Raw genomic sequence first — 4,186 nt, forward strand, 5'->3', positions numbered from 1 at the left:
TGTTTTGATCAATAAAGTCCCCAATCCCCAGTCCCCAATCCCCAGTCCCCAGTCCCCAATCCCCAATCCCCAATCCCTTATTTACCCATACCTAACTGTTGGGCTTTTTGGTAAACCTTACCTTCGGTGAGCAAAGAAGGAGCAATGACAACTTCAACCTGCTGCATTTCTTTGATGTTTTTCGCGCCTAAAGTTCCCATACTGGTCTTTAAAGCTCCTAAAAGATTATGAGTACCGTCATCCAAACCGGCTGGTCCTCTGAGTATTTGTTCTAGAGTTCCAGTTGTACCCACGCGAATGCGAGTCCCGCGAGGTAAGACTGGGCTGGGAGTTGCCATACCCCAGTGATAACCACGCCCAGGGGCTTCGGCGGCTCTAGCAAAGGGAGAACCAATCATGACACCATCGGCACCACAGGCGATACATTTACAGATGTCTCCACCGGTGATTAAACCACCGTCAGCGATGATGGGGATATATTTCCCGGTTTCCCGATGATAATCGTCTCTAGCGGCTGTACAATCAGCGATCGCTGTAGCTTGAGGTATGCCCACGCCCAACACTCCACGCGAAGTACAAGCAGCACCAGGTCCAATACCCACTAACACTGCGGCTGCACCAGCTTTCATCAACTCTAAGGTGACTTCATAAGTGACGCAATTTCCCAAGGCCACAGGGATGGGCATAGAACTACAAAACTCCGCTAAATTAAGGGGAGTAATAGATTCTGGAGATATATGATCAGTAGAAACAACTGTAGCTTGGATAAAAAATAAATCTGCTCCTGCTTTAGCTACTATTTCACCATATTTGCTTGCACCTGCTGGAGTTGCGCTAACTGCCGCAATACCGCCTTGTTGTTTAATTTCCTGAATACGTTTTTCAATTAGTTCCGGCTTTATTGGTTCAGCATATAGTTCTTGCATCAGGCTGACAAATTCATCTTTGCCGACGGAGGCAATCCGATCTAAAATCGGTTCTGGATCAGCATAGCGAGTTTGGATACCCTCTAAATTAATTACGCCCAATGCCCCCAACTGGGACAAGCGAACAGCCATCTTGACATCAACCACACCATCCATTGCACTGGCAATAATGGGGATTTCTCGCTCAATATTGCCAATTTTCCACCTAGTATCAGCTAAACTCGGATCGAGAGTTCTGTTACCAGGGACTAAAGCAATTTCGTCAATTCCATAGGCTCGACGCGCCACTTTTCCCCGCCCAAGTTGAATTTCCACGCTTTAACTTTTCTCAAAACTGTTTAAGCTAGGGTATCAAATTGTGGTGATATTGGGAATTGGGGACAATTCAAAATTTTTGATTTTTAATTCCGTTCTGATGTGGTATTACAGAACGGCGTAAATAAGCCAACCATTCTCAATCGCTAAAAAGCTTAACTTATTATTTTTGACTTTTGACTTCCGCCCAGCGGTGCTAGGGTTTACTTTTATTGGCATAATTAGCGCCTGTGTAACCCGTAGCTACCCAAATAACTGCCCTAGCACCATCCCGAATAGATTTTTGAATCGGTTCTGGTGCATTTGCGGAAGGAACTGATACAGGTTTAAAATTCATGCCCCGACTGCCCAAAACAATTTCACCAACGACGCAAGCACGCCGCATATGAAAGTCAGATGTAATTAAATAAACACTTTTGATCCCACGAGATTGTAATTCATCCACTATCGTAGTAAAATTAGTCACCGTGTCTACAGCTTCATAGTCTAAATTTAAACGCTGGGGATCAACTCCTGCCTTGGCAAATATTTTTTTAGTATACTGAGGTGGACTGCCTCCAGAAATCCAAATAGGTATACTGGGATATTGGTGAGCTAACTTGGCTGTAAACTTTTCTCTTTCTAGTAAGCGAGTAGAACCGCCTAAAACTAATATTGCTTGTGGTTGGACAAATTGGTTTTGTACTGCTTTGTACCCCCACCAGATGAATAAGGGTAGGAGACAAGCCATAACTCTCACAGATTTCCCTGTCAAAAGTAGCTTATTCAAGGCTCGATAAGTATGTCGGTTCGGACTAGAATTTTCTTTAAAAATCAGTACCATGACGCATAAGGATGATTGTTAGTATAAGTTTTTGCGAAGTATGCCTAAAAAGAACTTGGTAACTTTGCAATCATAGTAACTGAATCTACGTCGCTGTAATTTCTGCCATATCCTAAACTATCTGAGAGAATTAATCAAAGGTGTCTTACCACTCATTTACAACATAATTTTCAGGTTTACTATAAGACTTAACACGCCTAAGAATTTTAATTAGTGTAACTGATTGCTATATGTGACAATGATGTATTTGTTTTCACCAACATAATTTTCAATTTTTAATGAATACAATTAGGAAAGAATACATAAATCTTTATATTTATCTTCGAGGCGATCGCTTTTGCTAGTAATATGAAGTGACTAGTTAGGTAAATTGTCAGAAATGGACATAGCTTGCGTAACGACGGAGGAGTTATACGCCATGCTTCGCTATCAAGATGTGCAGGATTAAAGGATGAACAGGATCAAAACAAAGATTTTATGAGCCATTGGCGGAAATTATCATGATAGAATTTGTAGGTGGTTGAGTCAGAAATAGTTTCTACCTGCAAGAACTCTAACCAATCTTCTAAAACTTCTTCAACATCATATTCATCAGTATTTAGCAAATTAGCAATATCTGTAACTGATATAGGTTGTGTTGTCTGGGCTAAAACTTGCAACACTGCTAGGGGAAAATCTTCATATTGAGAACCCACCATTTTTTCTAAATGTTGTTGGTAATAGGTTTCTAATGGTGGTGGAAATGATGTTCCTATTTGGGAAGGTTGGGGATAAAAATTATTAGTAATAGCAGCTAAAATTTGACTAACATACATAAAATTATTTTCGCTGCGGTTAGTTAAATTAGTAATAAATTCAGCTTCGTTTATTTGGTGGATATTTAACCAGGATTTGATTGACCTCTCCCCCAACCCCTCTCCTGCGAGGAGAGGGGAGTCAGAAGATTCTTGTTCCCCTATTCCCTTGTAGGGAAGGGGGGTGAGGTTTTTCTGAATATAATTTTGAATATCTTGTTTATTGTCCTGTGGAGAATCTGCTAAATGCAAACTTTGCACCGGTGCTTCAATTAATAAACCGGAATTACTGGATAAAAACGGACGACGAGAAAGGAGAAAGTAAACCCCTTGGGGAATGTAGCGGGGAAGATAAAAAATATTTGTTCCTGGTGGTTGTAAGTGGGAATTGATGCAATTTAAACTATCAATGGCAATAATTAATTTTTGATTTGGTTGTAAATTGTCGCTGATTTGTTGGAGAAGCAAGGATAAAAACCAACTCCCTTCTGTAGCGTTATCGGGTAAATTTGGCAGAGATATTTGATCAAATGTGGCGATAATTTGAGAACATATATATTTGATAAATTCTTCAGCGTGATTTTTCCCCTCTAGTTCTGCGTTGTAATAAATTACCTGGCGATTTTCTGGGGGATTGTTTTGATTAATATATTGAGCAATAATTGCACTTTTACCGCTACCGGGTAGACCGATAATTGTGAAATAACCCCGGTTGTAGCGATTGAGAAAATTATTAATAGCAGTAAACACGAAATCACGACCCAGAAAATTCGCGCTTTTTTGGTGAATTATTGCTGCAAATTCTTGGTGATTAACTATGGAATTATTCATAGTTGGTGGTCTGGGTGTGGAGTTCATAATTTCATTCTCCGTCATTTTCCAACTTTAAAAAATGCACCATTCCCCCAGCGTCACCCGCAACAATTGTTAACCCATTTGGTGCAACCGCACAGGAATAAAATGGACTATCACCAATAAAAGTAGCTATTTCCTCCCCTGTCTCTAAATTCCACACCTTCACAGTATTGTCAGATGAACCAGAAATCATCCGTGTTCCGTCTGCTGTCACTGCTACTGCCGAACCACTATGACCTGAGAAAGTGAACAGTTCCTCTCCTGTCTCTAAATTCCACACTTTCACAGTTTTGTCCCAAGAACCAGCAGAAATCACCCGTTTTCCGTCTGCTGTCACTGCTACTGCTTGTACCGAACCACTATGACTTTTAAGCGTGAACAATTCCTCCCCTGTCTCTAAATTCCACACCTTCACAGTTTCGTCCCAAGAACCAGAAATCACCCGTGTTCCGTCTGCTGTCACTGCTACTGCT

Annotated in this window: 4 protein-coding genes; all 4 read right to left on the reverse strand. The window is 40.9% G+C overall.

Annotated features, from left to right (window positions below; genetic code table 11):
* Positions 1-77: 77 nt before the first annotated feature.
* Entirely contained in the window at positions 78-1,241 is a 1,164-nt protein-coding gene (locus tag FJR05_RS07925; protein WP_168643613.1) for a GuaB3 family IMP dehydrogenase-related protein, read from the reverse strand.
* A 196-nt stretch (positions 1,242-1,437) separates the two neighbouring features.
* Positions 1,438-1,971 (reverse strand): YdcF family protein, encoded by a 534-nt coding sequence (locus FJR05_RS07930; protein ID WP_168643637.1) that lies wholly within the window; start codon positions 1,969-1,971, stop codon positions 1,438-1,440.
* A gap of 554 nt (positions 1,972-2,525) precedes the next feature.
* Positions 2,526-3,716, reverse strand: a complete 1,191-nt coding sequence (locus FJR05_RS07935; protein WP_168643614.1) for an ATP-binding protein — start codon at positions 3,714-3,716, stop codon at positions 2,526-2,528.
* A 4-nt stretch (positions 3,717-3,720) separates the two neighbouring features.
* Positions 3,721-4,186 (reverse strand): WD40 repeat domain-containing protein (locus FJR05_RS27205; protein WP_371416857.1); only part of this gene is annotated, 466 nt, incomplete at its 5' end.

Source organism: Dolichospermum sp. UHCC 0259 (assembly GCF_009711935.1).
Taxonomy (GTDB): domain Bacteria; phylum Cyanobacteriota; class Cyanobacteriia; order Cyanobacteriales; family Nostocaceae; genus Dolichospermum.

Excerpts from the sequence above, each read along its gene's own strand:
- FJR05_RS07930 (WP_168643637.1), bottom strand. The coding sequence starts at position 1,971 with ATGGCTTGTCTCCTACCCTTATTCATCTGGTGGGGGTACAAAGCAGTA.
- FJR05_RS07935 (WP_168643614.1), bottom strand. The coding sequence starts at position 3,716 with ATGAACTCCACACCCAGACCACCAACTATGAATAATTCCATAGTTAAT.